Origin of the sequence: Streptomyces sp. NPDC059787, from assembly GCF_042732315.1 — a bacterium.
Classification (GTDB): Bacteria; Actinomycetota; Actinomycetes; order Streptomycetales; family Streptomycetaceae; genus Streptomyces; species Streptomyces atrovirens.
Genome location: NZ_JBHWHX010000039.1, coordinates 45,916 through 67,491 on the forward strand (window position 1 = coordinate 45,916; position 21,576 = coordinate 67,491).

Annotated in this window: 20 protein-coding genes; 5 read left to right on the top strand and 15 right to left on the bottom strand. The window is 72.6% G+C overall.

The genetic code is table 11. From position 1 onward, the window contains the following. The first annotated feature begins 78 nt into the window (after positions 1–78). Positions 79–1,959 carry an anthranilate synthase family protein gene (locus tag ACFV5H_RS29050; protein WP_385053963.1) on the top strand — a complete coding sequence of 627 codons (1,881 nt, stop codon included), beginning with the start codon at positions 79–81 and terminating at the stop codon, positions 1,957–1,959. Here ACFV5H_RS29050 and ACFV5H_RS29055 read toward each other — a convergent pair. The 4 genes from ACFV5H_RS29055 to ACFV5H_RS29070 all read right to left on the bottom strand — a co-directional run bounded on the left by ACFV5H_RS29055 (position 1,911) and on the right by ACFV5H_RS29070 (position 5,749). After that, entirely contained in the window at positions 1,911–2,906 is a 996-nt protein-coding gene (locus ACFV5H_RS29055; protein ID WP_385053961.1) for a 2-hydroxyacid dehydrogenase, read from the bottom strand. The genes ACFV5H_RS29050 and ACFV5H_RS29055 overlap by 49 nt on opposite strands. 80 nt (positions 2,907–2,986) lie before the next feature. Next, a complete protein-coding gene (locus ACFV5H_RS29060; protein WP_385053958.1) occupies positions 2,987–3,679 on the bottom strand; it encodes a response regulator in 693 nt (230 codons plus the stop codon). Next, a complete protein-coding gene (gene macS, locus ACFV5H_RS29065; RefSeq protein ID WP_385053956.1) occupies positions 3,676–4,914 on the bottom strand; it encodes a MacS family sensor histidine kinase in 1,239 nt (412 codons plus the stop codon). The genes ACFV5H_RS29060 and macS overlap by 4 nt, the downstream gene beginning before the upstream one ends. A gap of 52 nt (positions 4,915–4,966) precedes the next feature. Further along, positions 4,967–5,749 carry a lysophospholipid acyltransferase family protein gene (locus ACFV5H_RS29070; protein WP_385054030.1) on the bottom strand — a complete coding sequence of 261 codons (783 nt, stop codon included), beginning with the start codon at positions 5,747–5,749 and terminating at the stop codon, positions 4,967–4,969. A gap of 180 nt (positions 5,750–5,929) precedes the next feature. On the opposite strand from ACFV5H_RS29070, the gene ACFV5H_RS29075 reads away from it, so the two are divergent. Continuing rightward, positions 5,930–6,727 (top strand): alpha/beta hydrolase, encoded by a 798-nt coding sequence (locus tag ACFV5H_RS29075; protein ID WP_385197953.1) that lies wholly within the window; start codon positions 5,930–5,932, stop codon positions 6,725–6,727. Further along, positions 6,720–7,316, top strand: coding sequence for a hypothetical protein (locus ACFV5H_RS29080; protein WP_385197955.1), 597 nt, complete (start codon positions 6,720–6,722; stop codon positions 7,314–7,316). Before ACFV5H_RS29075 ends, ACFV5H_RS29080 begins: the two co-directional genes overlap by 8 nt. 6 nt (positions 7,317–7,322) lie before the next feature. On the opposite strand, the gene ACFV5H_RS29085 is transcribed toward ACFV5H_RS29080, so the two are convergent. From ACFV5H_RS29085 to ACFV5H_RS29115, 7 genes are all read right to left on the bottom strand, one after another. Continuing rightward, positions 7,323–8,078: an endonuclease/exonuclease/phosphatase family protein gene (locus ACFV5H_RS29085; protein WP_385053948.1), complete on the bottom strand. Its 756-nt coding sequence runs from the start codon at positions 8,076–8,078 to the stop codon at positions 7,323–7,325. 39 nt (positions 8,079–8,117) lie between these two features. Continuing rightward, complete coding sequence (locus ACFV5H_RS29090) at positions 8,118–8,303, bottom strand: DUF397 domain-containing protein (protein ID WP_385053945.1); 186 nt, start codon at positions 8,301–8,303, stop codon at positions 8,118–8,120. Positions 8,304–8,468: 165 nt separating this feature from the next. Beyond that, positions 8,469–9,422 (bottom strand): ROK family glucokinase, encoded by a 954-nt coding sequence (locus tag ACFV5H_RS29095; RefSeq protein ID WP_385053943.1) that lies wholly within the window; start codon positions 9,420–9,422, stop codon positions 8,469–8,471. A gap of 126 nt (positions 9,423–9,548) precedes the next feature. Further along, a complete protein-coding gene (locus tag ACFV5H_RS29100; RefSeq protein WP_385053940.1) occupies positions 9,549–10,067 on the bottom strand; it encodes a DUF5304 domain-containing protein in 519 nt (172 codons plus the stop codon). A 57-nt stretch (positions 10,068–10,124) separates the two neighbouring features. Beyond that, positions 10,125–11,273, bottom strand: a complete 1,149-nt coding sequence (locus ACFV5H_RS29105) for an ArsA family ATPase (RefSeq protein ID WP_385197957.1) — start codon at positions 11,271–11,273, stop codon at positions 10,125–10,127. 185 nt (positions 11,274–11,458) lie between these two features. After that, the gene (locus ACFV5H_RS29110; RefSeq protein ID WP_385053935.1) at positions 11,459–11,902 is read right to left on the bottom strand and encodes an SRPBCC family protein; all 444 of its coding nucleotides are present in this window, start codon (positions 11,900–11,902) and stop codon (positions 11,459–11,461) included. 126 nt (positions 11,903–12,028) lie between these two features. Continuing rightward, entirely contained in the window at positions 12,029–12,826 is a 798-nt protein-coding gene (locus ACFV5H_RS29115; protein ID WP_385053932.1) for a metallophosphoesterase, read from the bottom strand. A gap of 296 nt (positions 12,827–13,122) precedes the next feature. On the opposite strand from ACFV5H_RS29115, the gene ACFV5H_RS29120 reads away from it, so the two are divergent. Continuing rightward, the gene (locus ACFV5H_RS29120) at positions 13,123–14,919 is read left to right on the top strand and encodes an AMP-dependent synthetase/ligase (protein WP_385053929.1); all 1,797 of its coding nucleotides are present in this window, start codon (positions 13,123–13,125) and stop codon (positions 14,917–14,919) included. 182 nt (positions 14,920–15,101) lie between these two features. Here ACFV5H_RS29120 and ACFV5H_RS29125 read toward each other — a convergent pair whose 3' ends face one another. Further along, positions 15,102–16,244, bottom strand: a complete 1,143-nt coding sequence (locus ACFV5H_RS29125) for a glycosyltransferase family 4 protein (protein ID WP_385053926.1) — start codon at positions 16,242–16,244, stop codon at positions 15,102–15,104. Between the two features lie 126 nt (positions 16,245–16,370). On the opposite strand from ACFV5H_RS29125, the gene ACFV5H_RS29130 reads away from it, so the two are divergent. Beyond that, the gene (locus ACFV5H_RS29130) at positions 16,371–17,606 is read left to right on the top strand and encodes a glycosyltransferase 87 family protein (RefSeq protein WP_385197959.1); all 1,236 of its coding nucleotides are present in this window, start codon (positions 16,371–16,373) and stop codon (positions 17,604–17,606) included. A gap of 318 nt (positions 17,607–17,924) precedes the next feature. On the opposite strand, the gene ACFV5H_RS29135 is transcribed toward ACFV5H_RS29130, so the two are convergent. From ACFV5H_RS29135 to ACFV5H_RS29145, 3 genes are all read right to left on the bottom strand, one after another. After that, complete coding sequence (locus tag ACFV5H_RS29135; protein WP_385197961.1) at positions 17,925–19,115, bottom strand: hypothetical protein; 1,191 nt, start codon at positions 19,113–19,115, stop codon at positions 17,925–17,927. A 33-nt stretch (positions 19,116–19,148) separates the two neighbouring features. Beyond that, positions 19,149–20,162 (bottom strand): NlpC/P60 family protein, encoded by a 1,014-nt coding sequence (locus tag ACFV5H_RS29140; RefSeq protein WP_385197963.1) that lies wholly within the window; start codon positions 20,160–20,162, stop codon positions 19,149–19,151. Positions 20,163–20,493: 331 nt separating this feature from the next. Next, entirely contained in the window at positions 20,494–21,534 is a 1,041-nt protein-coding gene (locus ACFV5H_RS29145; protein ID WP_385058906.1) for an NlpC/P60 family protein, read from the bottom strand. Between the last annotated feature and the right edge of the window lie 42 nt (positions 21,535–21,576).

Genomic DNA, 21,576 nt, shown 5'->3' on the forward strand with positions numbered 1-21,576 from the left:
CGCCCGAGGGGCGGCCTTCGGTGTTTCCCGGGGCCGTTCCTCACGCTCATGACAGCGACGAAACGAGGAAGGCCCATCATGGACCTGGCACAGCTCCCGCACGACGACCGCCCCTTCGCCCTGCTGCGCCGCCGCACGCCGGGCCATGACCACGACGTGGTCGAGCTGCTGATCGGCCCGGTCGGCACGCGTGACCTGCTGGCCGACCTGCCCGACGAGTGCCTGGCGGTCGTCCCCTTCCGGCAGATCCGCGAGCGCGGCTTCGACGTCCGTGACGACGGCACCCCGCTGCTGGTGCTGACGCCCGAGGAGCGGTACGAGATCCCGCTCGCCGAGGCCCTCGACCGGCTCCCCGCGCACGACGTCCGGGTGGAGGGCGGCGGCTTCGACGTCGACGACGAGGAGTACGCGCGGATCGTCGGGCGCGTCCTGGACGAGGAGATCGGGCGGGGCGAGGGCGCCAACTTCGTGATCCGGCGGACGTACGAGGGTGAGATCCCCGGGTTCGGACGGGCCGACGCACTCGCACTGTTCCGGCGGCTGCTCGAAGGCGAGCGGGGCGCGTACTGGACGTTCGTCGTGCACACCGGGGACCGGACGCTGGTCGGGGCCAGCCCCGAGGTGCACGTCCGGGCGTCGGGCGGGACGGTCGTGATGAACCCGATCAGCGGCACCTACCGCTATCCCGCCGAGGGGCCGACCCCCGAGCACCTGCTGGAGTTCCTCGCCGACGGCAAGGAGATCGAGGAGCTGTCGATGGTCGTCGACGAGGAGCTCAAGATGATGTGCACCGTCGGCGACATGGGCGGGGTCGTGGTCGGGCCCCGGCTGAAGGAGATGGCGCACCTCGCGCACACCGAGTACGAGCTGCGCGGCCGGTCCTCGCTGGATGTGCGCGAGGTGCTGAAGGAGACCATGTTCGCGGCGACCGTCACCGGCTCGCCGGTGCAGAACGCCTGCCGGGTGATCGAACGGCACGAGGTCGGCGGGCGCCGCTACTACGCGGGCGCCCTCGCCCTCATCGGCCGCGACGAGGGCGGCGCCCAGACGCTGGACTCCCCCATCCTGATCCGCACGGCCGACATCGACGCGGCCGGCGGGCTGCGGGTGCCGGTCGGGGCCACGCTGGTGCGCGGCTCGGACCCGGCGGGCGAGGTCGCGGAGACCCACGCCAAGGCGGCCGGGGTGCTGGCCGCGCTGGGCGTGCGTCCGGGACGGCCGCGCGAGGAGTCCGTACGGCCGAAGCTGGCCGACGACCCCCGGGTGCGGGCGGCGCTGGACGGACGGCGGGCCTCCCTGGCGCCGTTCTGGCTGCGGATGCAGGAGCGGTCGGACGAGCTGACCGGGCACGCCCTGGTCGTCGACGGGGAGGACACCTTCACCGCGATGCTCGCCCATGTGCTGCGCGCCGCCGGGCTGGACGTGACCGTCCGCCGGTACGACGAACCGGGACTGCGGGAGGCGGTGCTCGGGCACGAGGGGCCGCTGGTGCTGGGCCCCGGACCGGGTGACCCGTCCGACACGGCCGACCCGAAGATGCGGTTCCTGCGCGCCCTGACCGCCGAGGTGATCAGGGAGAACCGGCACGGCGTCCTCGGGGTCTGCCTCGGCCACGAGCTGATCGCGGCCGAGCTGGGTCTGGAGACCGTGCGCAAGGAGGTGCCGTACCAGGGGGCGCAGACGGAGATCGACCTGTTCGGGCGGCCGGAGACGGTCGGCTTCTACAACAGCTTCGTGGCGCACTGCGACGAGGACACCGCGCGGGAGCTGGCCGCGCACGGCGTCGAGGTGAGCCGTGCCGCGAACGGCGAGGTGCACGCGCTCAGAGGGCCGGGCTTCGCCGGGTTGCAGTTCCACCCCGAGTCGGTGCTGACCCTCAACGGCACGGCGATCGTCCGGGAGCTGGCGGGTCAGCTCCGGGGCACCAGCACGTTCTCGGAGCGGCGGCCGGCGGTGTAGTCGAGGACGTTGTTCACCGTGGTCTCGACGATCTGCCCGACGGCGTCCACGGTGTAGTACGCCTGGTGGGACGTGACCAGGACGTTCGGGAACGTGACGAGGCGGGCCAGGGTGTCGTCGTCGACGGCCTCCAGGGACTTGTCGAGGAAGAACAGTCCCGCCTCCGCCTCGTACACGTCCAGGCCGACGCCCGTGAAGCGGCCCTCGCGCAGCTCGGCGACGAGGGCCGCGGTGTCGATGAGGCCGCCCCGGCTGGAGTTCACCAGGATCGCGTCGTCCCGCATGGTCTTCAGGGCGTCGGCGTCGATGAGGTGCTGGGTCGCGGGCAGCAGCGGGACGTGCAGGCTGATCAGGTCGGACTCGGCGAGGAGCTGCTCCTTGGGGACGTAGGTCATGCCGAGGTCCAAGCAGGCGGGGTTCTCGTGGACGTCCCAGCCGAGCAGCCGCATGCCGAAGCCGTGGGCGATCCGCGCGAACGCCTCGCCGATCTTCCCGGTGCCGAGGATGCCGGCGGTACGGCCGTGCAGGTCGCGGCCCATCAGTCCGTCGAGCCGGAAGTCGAAGTCGCGGGTGCGGATGGAGGCGCGGACGATCCGGCGGTTGACGGCCATGGCGAGCGTCCAGGCGAACTCGGCGACCGAGTACGGCGAGTAGTACGACACCCGGGCGACCGTCAGGCCGAGCCGTTCGGCGACCTCCAGGTCGATGTTGTTGAAGCCGGTGGAGCGCTGGGCGACCATCCGGGTGCCGCCGGCCGCGAGGTCGGAGAGCACCTCGGCGCCGAGGTCGCAGTTGACGCTGGTGGAGATGATCTCGTGGCCCGCGGCGATGGGGGCGGTGTCCGCGTTGAGGAAGACGTCGAGGCCGCGCACCTCGTGATGTCCGGCGAAGGCCCGCTCGACCAGGGGCTTCTCGTCGGCCTGCACTCCGAACGCCAGGATCTCCACGGTTCCCTCCGGGGGTTGTGTTGCCGTATGCGCGAATATACGGGTGCCCCTGAGCCGCTCGGGGCAGGCGCGGGGGCGGTCTACTCGTCGTCGAGGCCGCGCTCTATGGCGTAGCGGACGAGTTCGACGCGGTTGTGCAGCTGGAGCTTGCCGAGGGTGTTCTGCACGTGGTTCTGCACGGTGCGGTGGGAGATGACGAGCCGTTCGGCGATCTGCTTGTAGCTGAGGCCCTTGGCGACCAGGCGCAGCACCTCGGTCTCGCGGTCGGTCAGCCGGGGCGCGCCCGGTCCGCCGTCGGCGGGGGCGGGTCCGGCCGGTTCGGAGGCGAGGCGGCGGTACTCTCCGAGGACCAGTCCGGCCAGGCCCGGGGTGAACACCGGGTCGCCGACGGCCGTACGGCGCACCGCGTCCCGCAGGTCCTCGGTGGAGGCGGACTTCAGCAGATAGCCGGTGGCGCCGGACTTGACGGCCTCCAGGACGTCGGCGTGCTCGCCGCTCGCCGAGAGCACCAGCACCCGGACGGCGGGGTTCGCGGCGACGACCTCCTTGCAGACCTGGACGCCGGGCTTGCCGGGCAGGTTCAGGTCGAGGACGAGGACGTCGGGTGTGACGGCCTTGGCGCGGCGCACCGCCTGGTCGCCGTCGCCGGCGGTGGCGACGACCTCGAAGCCGGACTCGGACAGGTCGCGGGCGACGGCGTCGCGCCACATGGGGTGGTCGTCGACCACCATGACCTTGATCGGGCCCTCGCGTTCCCCTGTGCCGTCCGTCATCGCCGTTCCGCCTTCCCCCGTGGGTCGTCCGCTTCCCGCTTGTCCTTGGGCACCTTCAGTTCGACCTCCGTGCCCTGCCCCGGCACCGAGATCAGTTCCGCGCTGCCGCCGAGGTCGCGCAGCCGGCCCCGGATGGACAGGGCCACGCCGAGCCGGCCCTCGCCCTCGGCCTGGGCGAGCCGGCCCTCGGGGATGCCGGGGCCGTCGTCGCGGACGGTGACGATCACCTCGTCCGGTTCGTCCTCGACCAGGATCCAGGCGCGCGCCCGCTCCCCCGCGTGCCTGCGGACGTTGTCCAGGGCGGCCCCGACGGCGGCGGCGACCTCCCGCGCGGCGACCGGCGCGAGCCGGACCGGCGCTCCGGGCTCGGCGAGGCTGACCAGGGAGCCGGCATAGGGGGCGAGCAGGGCGCGCAGGTCGACCGGCCCGTCGTCCCCGGTGTCGTCCTCGTCCACGGCCCGTACGACGGCGCCCTCGGCGGCGTCCTCCGAGGCCCGGGAGACGGGGACGAGCCCGCCGGAGACCAGGGTGCGCAGGGCGATCTCCTGCTCCCCGGCCAGCCGGCCCAGTTCGGCCGCCTCACCCCCGATGACCGCGCCCCGGCGCTGCACCATGGCCAGCACCTGGAGCACGCTGTCGTGGATGTCCCGCGCGAGGCGCTCCCGCTCTCTGGTCGCGGCCTCGATCTCCAGCGCGCGGGCGAGGGTGCGCTCGGAGGCGCGGGCGACCTCGACGACGTAGCCGATGGCGATGGAGGCGACCCACACCAGGATCACGTTGTGCACGGTGTCGCGGGCGGGGTTGCCGCGTTCGACGAGGTTGGCGGCGGCGACGAGGGTGGAGGCGAGGGCCGCCCAGCGCCAGCCGCCCTTGACGGCGAACGCGAGCACCGATCCGGCGGTCCAGATGGACGGCAGTGTCGGGCCGCCCGCCTCGACGCGTTCCGGCGCGTCGGCGAGGGGCGTGAGCAGGATGCCGACGAGCGCGATGGTCAGGTCGGCGGTGAGGAAGCGCTTGGTGCAGGCGGCGGCACTCGCGGTCCTGGGCAGGGTGGCCAGGGTCCACACCGCGAGGACGGCGAAGTAACCGACGGCCAGCCAGAGGCGGGGGAACTCCTCGTAGGCGGTGGCGAACAGACCGATCGCGTACACGAGGGTGAGGACCCGGTAGCCGGTGAGGGCACGCCACAGCGGCTGCTCGACCGACATGCGCATGACTCGCTCGCGCCTGGCCATGTCCCCCAACTCCCCCCTGCGCCCCCGTCCAGGGGCCGGACCGTCGCCCGTTCTACCGCTCCTGGCCGTCCTGCTCCATCGCGGCCTTCAGCTTCTCGGCCTGTTCCTTCTCCGCGCGGGCGAGCGCGGCCTTCGCCGCCTTCTCCGCTTCCTTCTCGGCCTTGGCCGCCTCCGAGAGCTGCCGCTTCATGGCGGTGGCGTACATGTCGACGTACTCCTGGCCGGACAGCTTCATGATCTCGTACATGACCTCGTCGGTCACCGCGCGGAGCACGAAGCGGTCGTGCTCCATGCCCTGGTAGCGACTGAAGTCCAGCGGCCTGCCGATCCGTATGCCGGGCCGCATCAGCTTCGGCATGACCTGACCGGGAGGCTGGATCTTCTCCGTGTCGATCATGGCGACCGGGATCACGGGCGCCCCGGTGGCCAGCGCCACACGCGCGAGGCCGCCCGGCTTGCCCCGGTAGAGACGGCCGTCGGGCGAGCGGGTGCCCTCCGGGTAGATGCCGAACAGCTCGCCACGCTCGATGACCTCGATGCCGCTCCTGATCGCGGCCTCGCCCGCGCCCCGCGCGCCGGAGCGGTCCACCGGGAGCTGGCCCACGCCCTTGAAGAAGGCGGCCGTCAGCCGGCCCTTCACGCCCGGCGTGGTGAAGTACTCGGCCTTGGCGATGAAGGTGACCTTGCGGTCCAGTACGGCCGGCAGGAAGAAGGAGTCGGAGAACGACAGGTGGTTGCTGGCCAGGATGGCGGGGCCCTCGGCGGGGATGTTCTCCCGGCCCTCCACCCAGGGCCTGAAGGCGAGCTTCAGCGGCCCTCCGATGGCGACCTTCATCGTGCCGTACAACAACCGAGTGCCTCCTGTGCGTGTTCGTCAGACCATATCCCGGAGTGCGGCCGAAGGCCCCGACGGCCCTGGTCGGTGTCAGTGCGGTCGCGTACGGTGAAGGTCCTGCAACCCGTGTGCGGCGCCTGCCGCGATCATCGTGACCTTCCTACGAACAGGAGGCCGAAGGTGCCGCTCCTGACCGGAGCCGAGCCGTTCCGCCACGAGGGCGGGGAGACCGCCGTCCTCCTCTGCCACGGCTTCACCGGTTCACCGCAGTCGCTGCGCCCCTGGGCGGAGCACCTCGCCGCTCGCGGCCTGACCGTCTCGCTGCCGCTGCTGCCCGGCCACGGCACCCGCTGGCAGGACCTCTCGGTCACCGGCTGGCAGGACTGGTACGCGGAGGTGGACCGCGAGCTGCGACTGCTGCGGGACCGCCACGAGCGGGTGTTCGTCGCCGGTCTGTCGATGGGCGGCGCGCTGGCGCTGCGGCTGGCCGCGCTCCACGGCGACGCGGTGAGCGGGGTGGTGGTCGTCAACCCGGCGAACAAGGTGCACGGGGTGGCCGCGCACGCCCTTCCGGTGCTGCGTCATCTCGTCCCCGCGACGAAGGGCATCGCGAGCGACATCGCGAAGCCGCTGGGCAGGGAGCTCGGGTACGACCGGGTGCCGCTGCACGCGGCGCACTCCCTGCGGAACCTCTTCCGGCTCGTCGACGGCGAGCTGCCCCGGGTCACCCAGCCGTTGCTCCTGCTGCGCAGCCCCCAGGACCATGTGGTGCCGCCCGCGGACTCGGCGCGGATCCTCGGCCGTGTGTCGTCGACGGACATCACGGAGATCCTGCTGGAACAGAGCTACCACGTGGCGACGTTGGACTACGACGCGGAGCGGATCTTCCAGGAGAGCACCGCGTTCATCGGCCGGCTCGCACCCGGCGCCGTCAAGGAGCCCGGTCTCGGCAAGGAAGGGACGACCGCAGGTGGCTGAGCACGATTCGGACCGCGAGGACCGCGAGGACCGTGAAGGCCGCGAGCCGGAGGAGAAGGGGGTCCCCTTCGACGAGGCCGCCGCGTGGGAGGCGATCGTCGCCGGGTACGGCGAGGAGCCGCCGGACCCGCCGGGCGCCAAGCCGTTCAAGTCCGTCGAGGATCTGGCGCTGCTGGAGCCCGAGACGAACGAGGGCGAGGTGGAGGCCAAGGCGCCCCGGAAGGCCGAGGACAAGCCGGCCAAGCCGCTGGGCGGCTCCGTCTCCTTCGCCCCCGGCGTCGGCGGCCCGCGCGACTACAGCGTGCAGGAGCCGTCGGACGACGACCTCGACGAGACCGACGAGGGCCACTTCGTCCCGCCGGAGCCGCCCCCGCTGCCGGACGCCGACGTCACGTCGAAGTTCGCCTGGCTGGGTGTGCTCGGCGGCCCGGTCCTGCTTCTGCTGGCGATCCTGCTCGGCTGGGAGATGACCTGGTGGCTGACCACCCTGTGCATCGGCGGCTTCCTGGGCGGCTTCGCCACACTGGTGACGCGCATGCGCACGGACGACGAGGACGACGACGATCCGGGGCGGGGAGCGGTGGTCTGACCGCTGCTACGCGGCGGGAATCCTGAGGGCGGCCAGGACCGGAAGGTGGTCCGTGGCCGCCCTCAGGTCCGTCGCGCTCACCCCGGGCTGTTCGAGCGGCACCCCGCAGCCCAGCACCTCGACGCCCTTGGTGACGAAGAGGGCGTCGATCCGCCGCCGCGGTTCGTCACGGACCCAGGTGTGCTCACCGCCCCAGGGAGCGGCGGCCCAGCAGTCGGTGAGCGACTCGGCCAGCCGCCGGAAGGTCCGTCCGTCCGGCCGCTCGTTCACGTCCCCGCCCGCGACCGCGTGCTCGACACCCATCCTGGCGAGCCGGTCGAGGAGCATGCCGCCCTGCTCGTACCGCTCGTCCTTCCGCAAGGACAGGTGACAGCTCAGCACGCCGATCCGGGCACCCCCGAACCGTACGACGGCGGTGGCGAACCCACGCCGGTGCTGCCCGGGCGTGAGCGGCAGCAGCACGTCCTCGGTGCGCTCCACGGTCGCCCGCAGCGAGCACAGCATCGCGGGCCCGGCGGCCGTGGCACCCCCGGAGAGGACGACGAGGCCCGTTTCCGAGGCGAGCCGGGCCAGCTTCTTGCGCCAGCGGAAGAACCGCGGCGCCTCCTGGAGCAGGACGAGATCGGGGGCGCAGGCGCTGATCACCCGCGCGAGGGCGCCGGTGTCGTCGCGCAGCGAACGGATGTTGTAGCTGAGCACCCGGATGACGGCCGAACCGTCGGACCCGGTCCGGGAGTCGGGCAGCAGCGGAGTCGTCGCCATGCGGATCAAGATACGCCGACCGGCACGCTGCGACGTGGGTCAGCGCTCCACGCAGCCCAGGAAGTCACGCCACGCGGCCGAGGAGACGGCGAACCGCGGCCCTTCCTGCGCCTTGGAGTCACGCACGTGCACGACCTCGGACACGAAGGCCACCTCCACACAGCTGTCGCCCTCGGACCCGCTGCAGCTGCTCTTGAACCGGCGCAGCTCGCCGACGATGCCCACAGCGCTCCCCTCATTCGCTGCAACAAATCCCACCGAGTCCGCCGGGGACGGGGCGTGTGAGCGCATCCGCATGACGCTCACCGCTTCTCGGTCACAGACGAGCTGCGGCTGCGCCCGCCGTCCCCGGAGGGGCCAGGCGGGCGCTGCCGTGCACGTGGAGGGGTGTCACATGACCGGGTCGGGCTCCCGGGCCAGGTCCGCCGCGCCCACCAGGCCCGCCTTGTTGCCGAGCTGGGCGCCGAGGACGTCGGCGACCGGACGCCAGTTGCCGCCGACCAGCCAGCGCTTGTAGGACTTGCGGATCGGGCCGAGGACCAGTTCGCCCTCGTCGGAGAGGCCGCCGCCGACGATGAACGCGGAGGGGTCGAAGAGGGAGGCCAGGTCGGCGAGGCCGGCGCCGACCCAGCGGGCCAGCTCGCGGTAGGAGTCGACGGCCACCCGGTCGCCCTGGCGGGCGGCCATGGAGACGTGCTTGCCCTCGATGCCCTCGGGGGTGCCGTCGCCGAGGGAGAGCAGGGTCTCGGCGTTCTCGGGGGTGGCGTTGGCGCGCTGCTTGGCGTAGCGGACGAGGGCGCGGCCGGAGGCGTACTGCTCCCAGCAGCCCTGCGAGCCGCAGCCGCACAGCAGGCCGTCCGGCACCATGCGGATGTGGCCGAACTCGGCGGCCACGCCGAAGTGGCCGCGGCGCAGCTTGTTGCCGATGATCACACCGCCGCCGAGGCCGGTGCCGAGCGTGATGCAGATGACGTTGCGGTGGCCCTTGCCCGCGCCGAACTTGTACTCGCCCCAGGCGGCGGCGTTGGCGTCGTTCTCCACGACGACCGGGAGACCCGTGCGGGCCTCGACCTTCTCCTTGAGCGGCTCGTTGCGCCAGTCGATGTTGGGCGCGAAGTACACCGTCGAACGCTGGCGGTTGACGTACCCGGCCGCACCGATGCCCACGCCGACGATCTCGTGCCCCGCGCGCGCTCCCTCCACCGCGGAGGCGATGGCGTCCACGATGCCCTCGGGCGTACCCGGGGTCGGCACCTTGTGGGTCGAGAGGATGTTGCCTTCCTCGTCGACCACGCCGGCCGCGATCTTCGTGCCGCCGATGTCGACGCCGATGGTGAGTCCCATGAATCCCTCAGTTTCGGTCGAGCCCCGCTACCGCCAACGGTACCCGAGGCGCTGCCGTCGGGGCCCCGGCGTCCGTACGGTGAGCGGTCCGGCGGGGATCATGGGCGCCCCGCCGAGGGCCCCGTGTCAGTCCAGGTCGATGCGTTCGCCGGGGCCGGTGCCGGGGTCGTCGCCCCGGTCCCGGCGCTCGTCGAGGTCGCGGGGGTCGGACTCGCGGGCGGTCCAGCGGCGCTCCTGGTCCTGTACGGCGGAGCGGTAGGCGGCGAGGAGTTCGTTGCCGGCGGCGGCGAGGTGGTCGAAGACGTCGGGGTTGCGTTCGATGACGGGTTCGACGGCGGCCCTGGCCTGCTGGACGACCTGCCGCACCACCTGCTGCGCGGCGGGTCCCGCGACCGCGCCGAACAGCGGGGACTGCAGACCGGAGAGCTTGTCGGCGACCGCGTCGACGAGCTTCTTCAGCTCCTCGGCGGCGGAGCCGGGGGGCGGTCCGTAACGGTCGCGGCGGCGGGCCTTCTCCGCCTCGAGGTCCTCGGCGGCGGCGGTCGCCCAGGCGTCGGCGTGGGTCTCGGCCGCCCGTACGTCGTCCACCGGCTTGTCGACGATCTCGTCCCCGGCGTCGTCGGACGGGGGGAGCTGTTCGCTCATGACGGACTCCTGACTACGGATGGCACCTTCGACGGTACCCGAACGGCCGCCGTCGCTTCAGCGGGTGCGCGGCCACAGTGCCGGATCCGGCCGGAAGCGGATGCGCAGCTCGTCCTCGCGCAGGGCGGCGCCGACGACGGTGCAGCGGCGCAGCGCGGAGGGCAGCGGGACGGTGCGGCGGAACGGTCCGGCGGTGACGACGATCTCGTCGCCGCGCCGGATCAGGTCGAGTTCGTCGCGGCGGGCGCCGGGGAGGGGGAGGTGCCAGACGAGGACGCCTTCGTCGGCGAGATGGTCGGTGACCGGCCAGTCGACGGCGGCGGGGCGCGTCGTGACGCCCGGTACGGCGAGTGCGGCGAGGTCGTCGGTGCCGCGCGGGTCGCGGCCCAGATGGGCGACGGGGTGGACGTCGTACGACTCGCGCCACTCGTCCAGGGTCTTGCGCTGCTGGGCGACGGGGCCGGCGAGCCAGCCGGCCGCCTCGCTCTCCGGCAGGACGCGGGTCGCGACCAGCGCGTCGGTGCGCAGTCCGCGCAGGGCGAGTCCGAGGGTGGCGGTGCGTACGGCGTCGGCGCCGGCGGGGCCCGGTTCGGCGACCAGTCGTACGACGGTGTCGCGGTCGGCGAGTACGGCCTCGACGGCGGCGAGCTGGAGGTCCAGGCGGGCTGCCGTGCCGTAGAGCCATTCCGCGGGCATGGGGACGCCGGCGAGGCGGCCGAGGACGGGGCGCAGGGCGCGGGCGGCCTGCCGTTCGGGCGGGAGGAGGCGGCGCAGGTAGCGGCGGAGTTCTTCGGGGAGGGCGAGGAGGGAGAGCGCGCGGGGGGTGGGTGGGAGGTCCACGACGAGGAGGTCGTACGACTCCGAGAGTGCGGCGTCGCGCAGGGCGCGCAGGACGGCGAGTTCCTCGGCGCCGGGGAGGGGGCCGGCCTCCTCGGGTTCGAGGCGGGAGGCGCCGAGGAGGTCCAGGGCGGAGGCGGCTCGGTCCTGGAGGGCGGCGAGGTCGGTGCGGAAGTCCGCGTCGGGGTCGACGCGCTTCACCGTGAGGCGGGGGGTGGCCTCGGTGCCCAGTACGGGGCCGAGGGTGTCCGTGCGGTCGGTGCCGAGGAGCAGGGTGCGGGTGCCCTCGCGGGCTGCGGTGAGCGCGGTGGCGGCGGCGGTCGTGGTGCGGCCGCTGCCGCCGGGGCCCGTGATCAGGAGGGTGCGCATGGGGGTGAACCGTAGTGGACGCCGGGCGGGGGGTGTTCGCGCAGCCCGGCGCTTACGGGGTGCCTCCCCCACTCTCGGCTGCGCTCGAGCGGGGGGACCCCCATCACCCATCCGTGCCGCCCTGGGGGTACCTCCCAGGCCGTTTCAGGCGCTGGGGGAGGCACGACTGCCCGCAGTCGCGGGGGCTACTTCGGGCTCGACTCCACTCGCTTCTTCAGGCCTGCCAGGGCTCGGTCGATGATGACCTTCTCCGCCTTGCGCTTGATCATGCCGAGCATGGGGATCTTGACGTCGACGGTGAGGCGGTAGGTGACCTCCGTCGTGCCCGGGGCGGCCGGGGTGAGGGTGTAGGAGCCGTCGAGGGAGCGGAGCATCTGGGACTTCACCAGGGTCCAGGAGACCTCGCGCTGCCCGGTCCAGGTGTACGCCAGGGTCTGGTCGTCCTTGATCGCGCCGGCGTCCATGACGAGACGCACCTGCTCGGCGCGGCCCTCGGCGTCGGTCGCGAGGACCTCGGCCTCCTTCACCTCACCGGTCCAGTCCGGATAGCGGGCGAAGTCGGCGATCACCCCCATGACGTCGGCCGCCGCCGCCTCGATCGTGATGCTCGAGCTGGTGTGTTCCGCCATCGCCGTGGCTCCTCCAGATGCGGGCCGGTAGTCGTCGTCGCCGTGCGCGGGGCACACAGCGCACGCGCGTGCAGCGGAAGGCTACCGCGCGCGGGACCGGCGTAACTCACCCGACCTGGGACATCGTCACCATTCCAGCCGCCAGGGCCGCCCGCTGCTCGCGAAGTGCCCCACGTTCACGCACTCGGTGGCGCCGATCCGCATCCGCCGCACCAGCGGCTGGTGGACGTGCCCGAACAGGGAGTAGCGGGGCCGGGTGCGGCGGATGGCGTCCAGCAGGGCACGGCTGCCGCGTTCGAAACGGCGCGCGACGGTGTCGTAGACCAGCTCCGGCACCTCCGGCGGGATGTGCGTGCACAGCACGTCGACCTCGCCCACGGCCTCGATCTTCGCCGCGTACTCCTCGTCGTCGATCTCGTACGGCGTGCGCATCGGCGTGCGCAGGCCGCCGCCGACGAAGCCGAAGGTCCGGCCGCCGATCTCCACCCGCTGCCCGTCCAGCACGGTCAGGCCGGGACCCGCGTACTCCTGCCACAGGGGCGGCACGTCGACATTGCCGTACGTCGCGTACGTCGGGGTGGGGAACGCGGCGAACAGCTCGGCGTACTGCCTGCGCACCGCCTTCTCGATCGCGGCGGCCTTGTCCGTGCCGATGTCCGCCCACAGCCGGCGCTGGAACTCGCGCGCCTCCTCGAAGCGGCGGGCGGTGCGCAGCTCCACGATGAGGTCGGCGTTCCCGGTGCCGAACAGGTCGGGGAAGATGCCGCGCGAGTGGTCGGCGTAGTCCAGGAAGAGCACCAGGTCGCCCAGGCAGATCAGGGCGTCGGCGCCCTCCCCGGCGCGGGCCAGGTCACGGGCGTTGCCGTGCACGTCACTGACCACGTGGACGCGTGTGCGCCGGTTTCCGCCTGGTGTGGATGCCATGGCGATCAAGGGTAAGCGTGTGCGACCCGCGTGAACAATGGCGGGCCTACCTGCGGTTACTGGCTCGTCGGTGAAGGGGTGGACTACTGTGCGCAATGAAACACCAACCTGTGTGACGCAGCGAACATCTCGCCGGGACCCCCTGTCGTAGACGCCATACCGGCGGGTAACGTCCGGGCAGTCCAGTCGTGCTCGGGATTTCAACATGTGAATTCGCGAGCACCCGCCCGAGCCTTGGACCGCACCGTCGCATCGCACAACGTCGTGGCGCCGGCGCCCTAAGAGGAGCAGCAGTCTTGCGCGAGTTCAGCCTTCCGGCTTTGTACGAGGTCCCCGCGGACGGAAATCTGACCGACATCGTCCGCAGAAACGCCGCGCAGCACCCCGACGTCGCCGTCATCGCCCGCAAGGTGGACGGGACCTGGCAGGACGTGACGGCGACCGCCTTCCTCGCGGAGGTGCGGGCGGCCGCCAAGGGCATGATCGCCGCCGGTGTGCAGCCCGGCGACCGGGTCGGCCTGATGTCCCGCACCCGCTACGAGTGGACGCTGCTGGACTTCGCGATCTGGAGCGCCGGCGCGGTCACCGTGCCGGTGTACGAGACCAGCTCGGCGGAGCAGGTGGCGTGGATCCTCGGCGACTCCGGCGCCACCGCCTGCTTCGTGGAGCTCGACGCCCACGCGGCGACGGTGGAGTCCGTGCGCGACCGGCTGCCCGCGCTGAAGAACCTGTGGCAGATCGAGGCCGGCGGGATCAAGGAGCTGGGCCGGCTCGGGCAGGACGTCGACGACGCGACGGTCGAGGAGCGCGGCTCGTCCGCGAAGGCGGACGACCCGGCGACCATCGTCTACACCTCCGGTACGACCGGACGGCCCAAGGGCTGTGTGCTCACCCACCGCAGCTTCTTCGCCGAGTGCGGCAACATCGTGGAGCGGCTGCGTCCGCTGTTCCGCACCGGCGAGTGCTCGGTGCTGCTGTTCCTGCCGCTCGCGCACGTCTTCGGGCGGCTGGTGCAGATCGCGCCCATGATGGCGCCGATCAAGCTGGGCTGTGTGCCCGACATCAAGAACCTCACCGACGAGCTGGCCGCGTTCCGCCCGACGCTGATCCTGGGCGTGCCGCGGGTCTTCGAGAAGGTCTACAACTCGGCGCGGGCCAAGGCGCAGGCCGACGGCAAGGGCAAGATCTTCGACAAGGCGGCGGACACGGCGATCGCCTACAGCCGGGCGCTGGACACGCCGTCCGGGCCGTCGCTCGGCCTGAGGATCAGGCACAAGGTGTTCGACAAGCTGGTCTACGGCAAGCTGCGCGCGGTGCTGGGCGGGCGCGGCGAGTACGCCATCTCCGGTGGCGCCCCGCTGGGTGAGCGCCTCGGGCACTTCTTCCGCGGTATCGGCTTCAGTGTGCTGGAGGGCTACGGGCTGACCGAGTCCTGCGCGGCCACCGCGTTCAACCCGTGGGACCGGCAGAAGATCGGCACGGTCGGCCAGCCGCTGCCCGGCTCGGTCGTCCGGATAGCGGACGACGGCGAGGTGCTGCTGCACGGCGAGCACCTGTTCAAGGAGTACTGGAACAACCCGGGCGCGACCGCCGAGGCACTCGCCGACGGGTGGTTCCACACCGGGGACATCGGCACCCTGGACGAGGACGGTTATCTGCGGATCACCGGCCGCAAGAAGGAGATACTGGTGACGGCGGGCGGCAAGAACGTCGCCCCGGCGGTGATCGAGGACCGGATCCGGGCGCACGCGCTGGTCGCGGAGTGCATGGTCGTGGGGGACGGGCGGCCGTTCGTGGGGGCGTTGGTCACCATCGACGAGGAGTTCCTGGGCCGGTGGTGCGCGGAGCACGGGAAGCCGGCGGGGTCGACCGCGGGGTCGCTGAGCGAGGATGCGGATCTGCTTGCCGCGATCCAGGCGGCGGTGGATGACGGGAACTCCGCGGTCTCCAAGGCGGAGTCGGTGCGGAAGTTCCGTGTTCTGCCGGCGCAGTTCACCGAGGAGTCGGGGCACTTGACGCCTTCACTGAAGCTCAAGCGGAATGTCGTGGCCAAGGACTACGCCCACGAGATCGAGGCGATTTACGCCAAGTAGGTTGCGCTCGGGCGCAGTTCGGGGTGTCTCTTCAGCGCCGTGGGCGGGTGCGGGTGGTCCGTGACTTGTCGCGCCCGCGCGGCGGAGCCGCACAATGTCACAGCCCCGCGCCCCTGGGGAGCTGCCCCTGACGGCGTTCTTCAGAACAGCCCCGTCAGAGCAGCCCCGTCAGAGCAGCTTCTTCAGAGCAGCTTCTTCAGGTGCTCGGCCAACAGGTCCCAGCGCCACTTCTGTTCGACCCATTCCCTGCCGCGCTCGCCCATCCTGCGGCGCAGTTCCTCGTCGCCCAGGAGGGTGATGACGCGGTCTGCGGTCTGGTCGGGCGCGTTGCCGGGGACGACCCAGCCGGTCTCGCCTTCGAGGACCGCGTCGGGGGCGCCGCCGGAGTCGCCGGCGACGACCGGGAGGCCGGTCGCGGAGGCTTCCAGGTAGACGATGCCGAGGCCTTCCACGTCCAGGCCCCCGCGCCGGGTGCGGCACGGCATCGCGAAGACGTCGCCGGCGCCGTAGTGGGCGGGCAGCTCGGACCAGGGGACGGAGCCGGTGAAGCGGACGGAGGCGGCCACGCCCGTGTCGTGCGCGAGGCGGCGCAGGTCCTTCTCGTAGGGGCCGCCGCCGACGATCAGCAGGACGGCGTCCGGTTCGGCGGCCAGGATCGCCGGCATCGCACGGATCAGCGTGTCCTGCCCCTTGCGCGGCACCAGCCGGGAGACGCACACGACCACCGGCCGGTCGGTCAGCCCGAGCCGCGCCCGCACCTCGTCGCCGCCCGAACCGGGGTGGAAGGTCTTCTCGTCGACGCCGGGCGGAAGTTGCACCATCCGGGAGGCCGCCTCGGGGGTCAGCGCGCCGGCGATCCGGGAGCGCGTGTACTCGCCGAGGTAGGTGATCGTGTCCGTGGAGTCCCCGATACGGCGCAGGAGTTGCCGTGCGGCGGGCAGCTGGGCCCAGCCGGCCTCGTGGCCGTGGGTGGTGGCCACGATCCGCTCGGCGCCCGCCCGGCGCAGCGCCGGTGCCATCAGCCCGAGCGGTGCCGCCGCCCCGAACCACACCGAGGTGCACCCGTGCTCGCGCAGCAGCCCGACGGCCCGCCGGGTGGCCGCCGGGGTCGGCAGCAGCATCGTCGTACGGTCGCGTACGACGGTGAAGGGCTGCTCGGCGTCGAAGGCGGCGGTCGCCTCGACGCCCTCCCGGGAGCGCTTCCAGGTGGAGGCGTAGACGACGAGCCGCTCCGGGTCGAGCCGCAGCGCCATGTTGTGCAGGAACGCCTGGATGCCGCCGGGGCGGGGCGGGAAGTCGTTGGTCACGATCAGGGTCTTGTGCATCGCCGCCGACCCTACCGAACGGGGGGTGGGCCGTTCGCCGCGGCGGCGCTCTGTGGCACGTGCACAGGTGTCCGGGACATCATGGCCCCTCATGACCGCACACCGGACGGGCAGGGAGCACAGCACATGAGGACGACGGCCGTGCGGGACTCCCTCGCCCCGCTGCTGCTTCTGTGGGGGCTGACACGGGCCGCCCTGCTGCTGTGCGTGCTGAAGGTGATCGTCTTCCCCGGGCCGGACGTCACCAGCGACGTGTCGGTCATCTACCGGGGCTGGTACGACGTCCTGCGCACCGGAACGTTCCCGCTGGACGACGTGACCTGGCAGTACCCGCCCGCCGCGGCCCTGGCGATCCTCTCCCCCGGCCTGCTGCCGTTCCTGGAGTACGCCACCGCCTTCTTCGTCCTGGCCTGTCTCGCCGACCTGGTCACCCTGTGCTTACTGCGGTACGCCGGCCGTCGTCCCGGACGGTCGCCGCGCGGCGCCTGGGTGTGGGTGGTGGGCGTGCCGCTGCTCGGGCCGACGGTGTACGCGCGCTACGACGTGATGGTGACCGCGGTCGCCGTGGCCGCGCTGCTGGCGGCCGCCCGGTACCCCCGGCTGGCGGGGGCGCTCGCCGGTTTCGGGGCGCTGGTGAAGGTGTGGCCGGCGCTGCTGCTGCTCGCGGTGCGGCGGCGTGGGGCGTGGGTGTCGGCGGCGGTGACCGGTGCCGGTGTGGCCGGCCTGTTCGCCGTACTGATGCCGGGGGCGTTCGCGTTCCTGGCCTTTCAGCGGGACCGGGGGACCGAGGTGGAGTCGCTGGGGGCGCTCGTCTTCCATGTGGCGCGGCATCACGGCTGGGAGGGGGAGGTGCTGCTCAACTACGGCTCGGTGGAGTTCCTCGGGCCGTATGTGGGCTGGGTGAGCACGGGGGCGTTGCTGCTGAGCGGGGCCGCGCTGGGGTGGCTGGTGCTGTGGCGGGTGGTGGCCGTCCGGTTCTCGGCGCACAGTGTCGCTGACGCGGCGTTCGTGGCGGTGCTCCTGTTCACGACGACGAGTCGGGTGATCAGTCCGCAGTACATGGTGTGGCTGGTGGGGCTCGGGGCGGTGTGTCTGTGTTTCCGTGAGAGCCGGATGGGGGTGGCGGTGGGGCTGGTGCTGGGGGCTTCGCTGGTGACGGTGCTGGAGTTTCCGGTGTGGTTCGCCCATGTGGTCGCCAGCGACTCGCTCGGGATCGCGCTGCTGGTTCTGCGCAACGGGCTGTTGGTGGTGGCGACGGTTGTGGCGGCGCGGGTGCTGTGGTGTGCGACGGTTCCCCGTCGGCGGTCGGTTCCCCGGGTGCCCGGGCCTGCCCGTGCCGCCGAGGCGCCGGTCTCGTCCTGATCCCGGGCGGTGCGGCCGTGTGCCGGTGTGGGCCGGGGGGTGTTCGCGCGGCCCGGCGCTTGCGGGGTGCCGTCGCGCCCACCCGTGCCGCCCCAGCGGCACGACTGCCCGCGGAGGGCGGGGCATGCGGCATGACTGCCCGCGGGAGCGGGGGGAACAGCGGCACGACTGCCCGCGGAGGACGGTGGGAACGGCGGCACGACTGCCCGCGGAGGACGGGGCATGCGGCATGACTGCCCGCGGAGGACGGGGCATGCGGCACGACTGCCCGCGGAGGGCGGGGGACACAGCGACGGTTGCCCGTGGTTGTGGGAAGGCTCAGGCCAGTTGGTCCCTCACGTATTCCTGCCACTGCACTGTGAACTCCTCTCGGGTCGTCCCGAGAACTTGGTGCATCGCGGCCTCCACCGCGCCGTCGCGGTGTTCGTGTGCGCCCACCGCGCGGTAGAACTCGTCGAGGCGGTCCTCGCCCCAGTGGTCGGCGATGAGGCGGCAGGCCAGCCAGCCGCTCTCGTAGGCGCGGGCGAGGTGGTCCGCGTCGCCGGAGAAGCCGAAGTCCTCGTCGTCCGGCAGCCCTGCGGGCACCTCGCCCCGGCCCACCGCGTAGGCGAGCTCCGGTGCGACCTCCGCGGGGGCGCGGTCGCCGTCGCGGTAGCCGACCCAGTCGGCGAACCCCTCGGACAGCCACAGCGGGGTCGCGGCGGAGGTGTGGGCGCGGGTGGCGACGTGGGTGGTCTCGTGGGTGAGGACGACCTGCCGGCCCGAGTCGCCGAGCATTCCGAAGGCGTCCGGGTTGACGATGATCCGGTCCGCCGGGGCCCGCCCGGCCGCGCCGGTGGCGCCGGTGGTGACCGCGGCGATCCCCCGGTAGGAGGAGGCGGGCGAGCCCAGCAGGCCCGCCATGCCCTCCAGGGTCTCCGGGACGAGGACGACCACGCTCCGGGCCCACTGCGGGCCCCACGCGTCGGACACCGCGGGCACCGCGCGGTCGGCCAGTTCGGCGTAGTCCCGCAGCTTGTCGTCGGGCTGCCCGACGCCGAGTACCAGGCTCCGCTCGCCTCGCACGGCGCGTGCCGTGCCCTGGTCCCACAGTTGCTGCCCGGACTTCTTCGCGGGCCGGTCGGAGTCGACGGACCAGCGGCCGTCGCGGTCCCGGCTCAGGCTCAGGGAGCGGGCGGTGGTGACCGGGGACCGGTCGTGGCCCTCGACGCGGTAGCTCAGGTCGGCGGAGGCGGTGGCGGTGTCACCGGTGCGGTCGAGGGCGGTGACGCGGTAGGACCAGTCCGCGAGCGGCACCGCGCGCAGGTTGGCGAACCCGGCCCGGGTGCCGGTGCGGGCGTACGCGGCGGCGTCCTGGGCGAGGACGGCCTCCGCGCGGCGGTCGAGGAGGGACTGCACCTGCGCGCGTGCGGCGTCGACGGCCGGTCCCCCGCCGCACCCCACCAGGGAGACGAGCAGCAGACACAGCGCCGTCACCGACGCACCCGACACCCGCCTTCGACCAGCCACCTTCCCGAGGGTACGGGCGCCGGGCCGGTGCGGTCAGACCCTGGTGACCGACGAGACGGGCATCATGCCGACCGGGTCGTAGCGCACCGGGGCGCCGGGGTGGGGCGCGTGGATCACCTGGCCGTTGCCCATGTACATCCCGACGTGGGAGGCGTCGGAGCGGTAGACGACCAGGTCACCTGGGCGCGCCTCGGAGAGGGGGACCTGCCGGCCGGCGTGCCGCTGGGCCTGCGAGGTGCGGGGCAGCGCGACCCCGGCCTGGGCGTACGACCACTGGGTCAGCCCGGAGCAGTCGAAGGCGGACGGGCCCTCGGCGCCCCAGACGTAGGGCCTGCCGAGGACGGAGCGGGCGGCGGCGACGGCGGCTGCCGCGCGGGCCGAGGCGGGCGCGCCGGACGGGCCGAGCAGGTCCGCGCGTGCGGAGCGGGTGGCGCGGTCCCAGGCGGCGCGTTCGCCGGCCGGGAGGGAGTCGAGCAGCCGGCGGGCCTCGGTGAGCTTGCGCTCGACGGTCCGCTTGTGCGCGGCGACGGCCTTGCGGCTCCTCTCCAGCGCGCCGAGCTTTCCGGCCGTCTCCGCGCGGTCCTGGGCGAGGGAGCGCAGGGTGCTCCTGAGTCTCCTCAGCTCGGCGGCCTGGTGGACGGTGATCCGGTCCAGCACGGAGGCCTTCTCGAGGTAGTCCTCGGGGTCGTCGGAGAGCAGCAGGGCGAGGGCGGGGTCGAGGCCGCCGGAGCGGTACTGGGCGCCGGCCAGCGAACCGAGCGACTCCCGCACGGTGTTGACGCGTGCCTGCTGCCGGGCGATCCCGTCCTGTGCGGTGGCGATCTGCCGGCGCAGTCCGTCGGCGCGCTCGTCGGCCTCGTTGTACGCCTCGGTCGCCTTCTCGGCCTCCCGGTAGAGGCGGTCCACCTCGGCCCGGGTGACGTCGTACGGCATGGCCGCGGCCGGTACGGCGGCGAGGGCGGTGGCCGCCACGGACAGCAGACCGAGGGCGACGACGGCGCTCCGGTCGGATCCGGACGACGGTGCGGTACGGCGATGGGACCCCACGGGAAGCCGCGCTCCTTCCACTGACGGACAGGGAAACGCGGCAGACAGTAGCCTCACGGCGCCGGGCGAACCCTTGGCCGAGGCGACCGCACACAGTGACGCCCCGCCTGTGACCTGCGTCAGAGGCGGGGCGCGGGGAAGATCGGCACGACGGGGAATCCCCCGAACGGCGGCAGCCAGGGGGTGCCGTTCGGATCTTGCCGGGGTCGCGGGCCCTGGCACCGCTCCCCCACTGCCTGAAAGGCGTGGGGGGTACCCCCACCACCGGACCCCGCTCGGCCCAGCTACGAGGCACCGCTCACCGGAGCCGGCCTGATCCGAACGACACTCCCTAGACGCGGACGCCGAACATGAACGGGCCGCCGATGGTGTTCATCGACTCGTAGCGCACGACGGTGCCGGTGCGCGGGGCGTGGATGATCTGGCCGTTGCCCGCGTAGAGGCCCACGTGGTGCAGGTCGTTGAAGAAGAAGACGAGGTCGCCGACCTTGAGCTGGCTCACCGAGTAGATCCTGGTGCCGTCGCCGGTCTGGGCCTCGGAGGTGCGCGAGATGCCGACGCCGGCCTGCGCGTAGGCCCAGGAGGTCAGGCCGGAGCAGTCGAAGGAGGACGGGCCGGTGGCGCCGTAGACGTAGGGGGTGCCGAGCTTGCTCTGGGCGGCGGCGAAGGCGGCGGCGGCGCGGCCGGAACCGGCCGGGACGTTGACGTTGAGCGCGTCACGCTCGCTGGCGCGGGTGGCGCGGTTCTCCTCATCGGCGAGCTGGGCCTTCTCCGCGGCGGTGAGGCTGTTGAGGAGCTTCTGCGCGGAGGAGAGCTTGCCCTGGACTTCCTTCTTCTTCTTGCCCAGTTCGGTGCGGGTGGCGGAGAGGTCCTTGAGCTTCTCGGACGCCTCGGAGCGCTGCTGGGCGAGCTCGCGCTGCTTCTCCTGGATCTCCTTGAGCGCGTCGACCTGCTGGGTGCTCAACTGGTCGAGCGTGGACGCCTTGTCGAGGTAGTCGTCCGGGTCGGCGGAGAGGAACAGCTGGACGGAGGGGTCGATGCCGCCGCTGCGGTACTGGGCGCTGGCCATCGAACCGAGGCCGTCGCGCAGCTCGTTGAGCTCCTGCTGGCCCTTGGCGACGTTGTCCTGGATCGTGGAGATCTCCTTCTGGAGCTTCTCCTGCTTCTCCTTGGCGCCGTTGTACTTCTCGGTCGCCTGCTCGGCCTGCTCGTAGAGCTTGTCGACCTTGGCCTTGACCTCGTCCTTGCTCGGCTTCTCGCTCGGCGCGGCGTTGGCGGCCTGCGAGCTCATGACGACGGCAGCTGCGGCAGCGGTGGTGAGCACGGTGACGCGTGCGCGGCTCGGCTGCTTGGGACGACGGTGGGACGCCACGGAGACGAGCTCCTTCTCGAGAGTGATCGCGCGAGCGAGGGT